A 5,047-nucleotide genomic window follows, 5' to 3' on the forward strand; every position below is an offset into this window, starting at 1 on the left:
AGCCAGCGTCAGCGGAACAGCCCATCGGGGCGCCAGGCGCATCGCGATCAGCCACACCGCAATCACCGGAAGAGCCAGGGCCGGAATGGTCGCGGCAGCCTGAAAAGGGGCAAGGCACAGGGGGAGCAGCACACCCGCGAGCATGGCTTGGGCCAGCGGTATGGGGATGGCGCCCACCAGGCGGCCAAGGGCAGGGATTGCGCCCGTGGCTACAATCAGGACCCCCGTGATCAGGAACCCTCCGACGGCGGCTGGCCAGCCGCCGTCGTACGTTGTCATCCCTGCCAGCAAAGCGGCTCCCGGGGTGGACCACGCCAGCGTAATCGGCATCCTGTACCGCAGGGCCAGGATGATAATTCCAAGCCCAAACACCACCGTCAGTGCGAACAGGCCGGACGCGGCTTCTCGATCTGATGCGTCGACGGCTTGCAGCCCGGCCAGCACCACTGCGAAGGACGACGTAAACCCCACCAAGGCAGTGACGATCCCGGCCAGCACTGGTTCATGCCTCATGCTTATCCTCATTCCGTTCTGTTTACAGAACACTGTTATCGTAACGGGATGATGAACAGCATGTCCAAGACAGGTGGCCTTGCGGCGGTAGGACAGCGGATTCGTGGACTGCGTGCAGACCGCGGTATGTCGCTTTCAGGGCTGGCATCAGTCGCCGGAATCGGCAAGGGAACGCTGTCCGAGCTGGAGGCCGGAACCCGGAATCCAACCCTGGAAACTCTGTATGCGCTCGCAGGGCCGTTACGGGTGCCGTTGGCTTTCCTGCTGGGTGAGGTTGAGGGTGCGGTCACCAGTGATGACGCACTGACCGCGCATCTGCTCACTGTCCGCCACCACGACGACGGCGGCACCACCGAAGTTTATTGGCTCACCATGGCATCTGGTGGGGCGCGTGTGTCACCATCGCATGGAACCGGTGTGACAGAGCATCTGCTGGTAGTGCGCGGTGTCGTCGAGGCGGGTCCAGCGGACGCTCCGGTGCGGCTTGAGGCCGGCTCGTCGCACGGGTGGACTGGCGACCTTGAGCACTCCTACGCAGCCCCGGATGGTGCGTTGGAAGCTGTGCTGACCATCAGGACGCCTGCGTCCGCGTAGCGTTTCGTGCGGTTTCGAGGGCGGCCTCACTCATTTCATCGGCAAGCTTGAGGCCATCCCACATGCCTGACACAGCGTGGTCATGGTTATAGCTGGTGATGAGGGTCAGGTCGTCCGCCTTATCAGCGAAAATCTGCACGCTGGGGCGCAGCTTCATATATTAAAGTGCGTCTGCGCGTCGCCAGGACTTGGGGCGCCAGTCCTTACTAAGTTGGATCAGCACTGATGGGCCGATACGTCTAACAACCACTCCCGGTTGTCTGAGGGCATCGGCGATCGTATCCAGTGCTTCGCGTGGTGAAAGTGCAGACTCCCACTCCTCATGAATGGCAAACCGTGCTCTAGCCTGCTTGTGCATCAGCGGAGTCGGCAGGAGGAACGGCTTCCTGAGAATCCCGCCCTGCGTGAAGAGGACCGCGAGGACAAATATGCCCACGTAGGAATACAGACCCCTCAGAATTCCAAAAGTGAGGTTCTTTCCGGGGTGATCAGTGTAAGGAGCACCCAGATGACGATGAACACCACCACTGCCCAGGTCTTGCGCTTCCGGCTGTCGAAGAAGAGCAATGCGCGTTGTAGGGGTGAGTGAAATTCGTCCTCACGCTCCGCAGCCATGACTGGACCCTATCTCACAGTTCCGGCACACGCTTCCCAAATGGCCAGGTGAGAATGCCCTGCCTTTGGTTCATGAGTGACCGGATAGCCGGTAGGCTGCGCTCAGAATAAGGGATCTGCAGAGTGTGCGGAAGCATCAGGTGGCGTGGGGTGGTGTACGACGGCGAAACTGGACTCATGCGCATCCATACGGTGGGGCACGGTACCAGCACCCAGCAGAAATTTGTTGGGCTGCTGGCTGAAGCGGGGGTGCATTCCGTGACGGATGTACGCAGGTTCCCGGGCAGCCGCAAGCATCCGGACTTTGCCCGGGCCGCGCTGGAAACGGAGCTTCCGCCACAGGGGGTTGAATACCGCTGGCTGGAATTGTTGGGTGGCCGGCGGCGGCTGTCNCCGCCGATCCGTGGTGGCGGGTTGAGCAGTTCAGGGCCTACGCCGCGTATACGAGGACGGCGGATTTTTCAGCGGGGCTGAATGCCTTGATTGAGTTCGGCGCCAACTGCCCTACGGCGATCATGTGCAGCGAAACTGTGTGGTGGCGGTGCCACCGACGGATCGTCGCGGATGTGCTGGTGCTGCTGCATGGAATCGATGTACAGCATCTGATGCCCGGTGGGCGGGTGACGGAGCATCCTGTTTCGGGCGGAGCGCGGATGAGCGGTGGATTAGTCTATTGGGATCAGGAATAACTGCGCTTTCGCTGCTAGTCAGGCAACAATGTGTCCAGCTTCCGCAGCAGAGCCGCCAGTGTTGACCGTTCAGCGTCGGTGAGCGCCGAGAGCAATCGTGCTTCATTGTTGACGTGAGCAGGGAGTGCCGCATCAATGAGTCGGCGGCCTTCCGGAGTGAGCGTCACCTGGATGCTACGTCCGTCAGTATGGTTTTTGGACCGGGTGATCAGGTGCCGTTCCTCCAAGCGGTTCAGTCGCTGAGCTACTGCGCTTGAGGTCACCATAGAACTCTGCGCAAGGTCCCGCGGACTGAGTTCGAACGGCTTTCCTGATCGGCGGAGGGTTGCCAGCACATCAAAGCTGGCAGCGTCGAGGTGGTGATCCGCAAACACCGTATCCAGTTCGCGCGTCACTTTCCGGGTTACCCGTGAGAGCCTCCCGATTACGGCCATCGGAGAGACATCGACGTCCGGCCGTTCGGCGTTCCACTGGGCGATGATCCGATCCACATGGTCTGTCATGAATACAGTCTAGACAGGTTGCTAAGCACTAAGCTATATTAGCTAAGTGCTTAGCAATCGAACGCCACTGATTCTCATGACAGCCCTCGCGCCCGTTGTGTGGGGGAGCACCTATTTGGTGACCACGGAGTTTCTGCCCCCGGAGCGGCCCCTGCTCGCGGCCGTGCTCCGCGCCTTACCCGCCGGGCTGCTACTGCTGGTCATGGTTCGGCAGCTTCCTCGTGGGGCCTGGTGGTGGAAGGCGGCAGTGCTGGGGACGTTGAACATTGGCATCTTCTTCGCGCTTCTCTTCGTTGCTGCGTACCGCCTACCGGGAGGGATTGCAGCCACGATCGGGGCGATTCAGCCACTGCTGGTGGCAGTTCTAGCTTCCCGCGTCTTGACGGAGCGCCTGACCGTGCGCAAGGTTCTGGCAGGCACTGCGGGAATTGCCGGCGTCGCGCTCCTGGTCCTTCACGGCCAGTCGAGGCTTGATCTTCTTGGAGTGCTTGCTGCGCTGGGCGGTGCGGGGTCGATGGCAGCCGGGGTGGTCCTGGTAAAGAAGTGGGGGCAGCCCGCTTCACCCCTGACGGTCACCTCGTGGCAGCTAATAGCCGGTGGCATGTTCCTCGCACCCTTCGCTTTGATCATTGAGGGTGCCCCGCCAGCTCTCTCGCTGACCAACGGGTTCGGCTACCTCTACCTGACACTGGTGGGCACTGCGGTTGCCTATGTCCTCTGGTTCAGGGGTCTGTCCGCGCTGCCTGTCTCTTCGACAGTGTTCTTGGGACTGCTCAGCCCGGTTGTCGCGACCCTGCTGGGCTACCTGTTTCTGAGCGAGAGTCTTTCCACCGGTCAGCTCGTTGGTGCTGTCATTGTTCTGGCCTCGCTGGTATCGGTTAATCTGGCGTGCACCAAGAGAGCTGGCCCGGCACGCTCCACGGAGTTGTCGACCGCCGCGCTGGAGTCGTCCGGAACCGTCGCGTGCAAGTAGGCCCCAGAACGCGGATTGCGATAGTTTAGAGTGGCTCGTTTGAACTCAGGAGACACCATGACACCACGCACACTGTTCCGAATTGTTGCCATCGCCGAGGCGGTGACATGGGCGCTGCTTCTGACTGCGATGTTCTTGAAGTACGTCACCCGAACCACTGATGCATTGATACCCGTGGCGGGTGGCCTGCACGGATTTGTCTTTCTGGCTTTCCTGGTGAGCACCACCTTCGTGTGGGTGAATCAGCGCTGGACGCTCCGCACCGCGTTACTGGGGTTGGTTTCCGCCGTCGTGCCGCTGGCGACTGTGCCGTATGACCGTTGGCTGGAACGTCGGGGCATGCTCGACGGCGGCTGGAGGCTTGCGCCGGGACGGGAAAAGCCCGCCGGAAATGTCGAAAAACTGCAGGCGTGGGTGCTCAGAAACCCGTTGGTGGCGGCATTTGTGGCTATCGCAGGGGTGTCCGTGGTGTTTGCAGCGCTCCTCATTATTGGCCCGCCGGTCCCATCGAGTTAGCTCCGCATCAGGCGTTTCGGGAGTCAGCGACTACTGCTGGTTCATCTTCGAATAGTCCGGTAGTTCCTGGAGAGCCCACGTGTTGCCATCGGGATCTGCGAAATAGACAAACCGGCCCCACGATTGTTCATCGACGTCACTTGCCTGCACTCCGTTGTCCAAGAGATGCTGGCGGGCCTCATCAGCATTCGGAATGACGATCTGAATGCCCTTCTGTGAGCCAGGTTCCATCTCGGTCAGGCCGACGCCGAAGCAGATGGAACATGCAGAGCCGGGCGGAGTCAGCTGAACGAATCGCAGATCGTCGCTGACCACCTGATCGTGATCGGCGATAAAGCCGACTTGATCCACGTAGAAAGTCTTAGCGCGATCAACATCGCTCACTGGAACGGATACCAGTTCAATTTTCCAGTCCATGGGGATAGTCCTTTCGGGAATTTCGATGATGAATGAAGCGTAGAACCACATGCGGTCAGCCTGTGTCCTGAATACAATTTTCTTGGACCACTGGCCATCACCCAAGTGCCGGCGGCTCACCAGCGGTGACCCAACGTGCGTAAGGACGTTTCAAGCCACCCTTCCGATCTGGTGGTAGCGGTTTTGCCGTGGCGTCTGCGCCGGGTCGATATAGCGGGGCGGGATGA

Annotated in this window: 11 protein-coding genes; 5 read left to right on the plus strand and 6 right to left on the minus strand. The window is 60.5% G+C overall.

What is annotated here, in order from left to right; genetic code table 11:
- A partial coding sequence (locus Y708_RS23155) for a benzoate/H(+) symporter BenE family transporter (protein WP_253905697.1) occupies window positions 1-513 on the minus strand: 513 nt, incomplete at its 3' end.
- Between the two features lie 48 nt (window positions 514-561).
- Between Y708_RS23155 and Y708_RS0105730 the strand changes: the two genes are divergently transcribed.
- Window positions 562-1,107: an XRE family transcriptional regulator gene (locus tag Y708_RS0105730; RefSeq protein ID WP_253905698.1), complete on the plus strand. Its 546-nt coding sequence runs from the start codon at window positions 562-564 to the stop codon at window positions 1,105-1,107.
- On the opposite strand, the gene Y708_RS0105735 is transcribed toward Y708_RS0105730, so the two are convergent.
- The 3 genes from Y708_RS0105735 to Y708_RS29005 are packed head-to-tail and all read right to left on the minus strand — an operon-like array spanning window position 1,085 to window position 1,722.
- Window positions 1,085-1,264, minus strand: a complete 180-nt coding sequence (locus Y708_RS0105735; RefSeq protein WP_028279188.1) for a hypothetical protein — start codon at window positions 1,262-1,264, stop codon at window positions 1,085-1,087. The genes Y708_RS0105730 and Y708_RS0105735 overlap by 23 nt on opposite strands.
- Before the next feature lie 3 nt (window positions 1,265-1,267).
- A complete protein-coding gene (locus Y708_RS29640; protein ID WP_028279189.1) occupies window positions 1,268-1,543 on the minus strand; it encodes a hypothetical protein in 276 nt (91 codons plus the stop codon).
- Between the two features lie 17 nt (window positions 1,544-1,560).
- Complete coding sequence (locus Y708_RS29005; protein ID WP_155853710.1) at window positions 1,561-1,722, minus strand: hypothetical protein; 162 nt, start codon at window positions 1,720-1,722, stop codon at window positions 1,561-1,563.
- A 177-nt stretch (window positions 1,723-1,899) separates the two neighbouring features.
- Between Y708_RS29005 and Y708_RS30845 the strand changes: the two genes are divergently transcribed.
- Window positions 1,900-2,196, plus strand: coding sequence for a DUF488 domain-containing protein (locus tag Y708_RS30845; RefSeq protein WP_253905699.1), 297 nt, complete (start codon window positions 1,900-1,902; stop codon window positions 2,194-2,196).
- Window positions 2,088-2,411, plus strand: a complete 324-nt coding sequence (locus Y708_RS30850) for a DUF488 domain-containing protein (RefSeq protein ID WP_343212955.1) — start codon at window positions 2,088-2,090, stop codon at window positions 2,409-2,411. The genes Y708_RS30845 and Y708_RS30850 overlap by 109 nt, the downstream gene beginning before the upstream one ends.
- Before the next feature lie 14 nt (window positions 2,412-2,425).
- On the opposite strand, the gene Y708_RS0105755 is transcribed toward Y708_RS30850, so the two are convergent.
- The gene (locus tag Y708_RS0105755) at window positions 2,426-2,914 is read right to left on the minus strand and encodes a MarR family winged helix-turn-helix transcriptional regulator (RefSeq protein ID WP_028279190.1); all 489 of its coding nucleotides are present in this window, start codon (window positions 2,912-2,914) and stop codon (window positions 2,426-2,428) included.
- A gap of 46 nt (window positions 2,915-2,960) precedes the next feature.
- On the opposite strand from Y708_RS0105755, the gene Y708_RS0105760 reads away from it, so the two are divergent.
- Complete coding sequence (locus Y708_RS0105760; protein ID WP_028279191.1) at window positions 2,961-3,887, plus strand: EamA family transporter; 927 nt, start codon at window positions 2,961-2,963, stop codon at window positions 3,885-3,887.
- Window positions 3,888-3,944: 57 nt separating this feature from the next.
- On the plus strand, window positions 3,945-4,403 hold the full coding sequence (locus Y708_RS0105765) for a DUF3817 domain-containing protein (protein ID WP_028279192.1): 459 nt from the start codon (window positions 3,945-3,947) through the stop codon (window positions 4,401-4,403).
- Between the two features lie 30 nt (window positions 4,404-4,433).
- On the opposite strand, the gene Y708_RS0105770 is transcribed toward Y708_RS0105765, so the two are convergent.
- The gene (locus Y708_RS0105770) at window positions 4,434-4,820 is read right to left on the minus strand and encodes a VOC family protein (protein ID WP_028279193.1); all 387 of its coding nucleotides are present in this window, start codon (window positions 4,818-4,820) and stop codon (window positions 4,434-4,436) included.
- Window positions 4,821-5,047 lie beyond the last annotated feature (227 nt).

The sequence above is a fragment of the Arthrobacter sp. H5 genome, from assembly GCF_000520595.1.
In the GTDB taxonomy this organism is placed as follows: domain Bacteria; phylum Actinomycetota; class Actinomycetes; order Actinomycetales; family Micrococcaceae; genus Arthrobacter_D.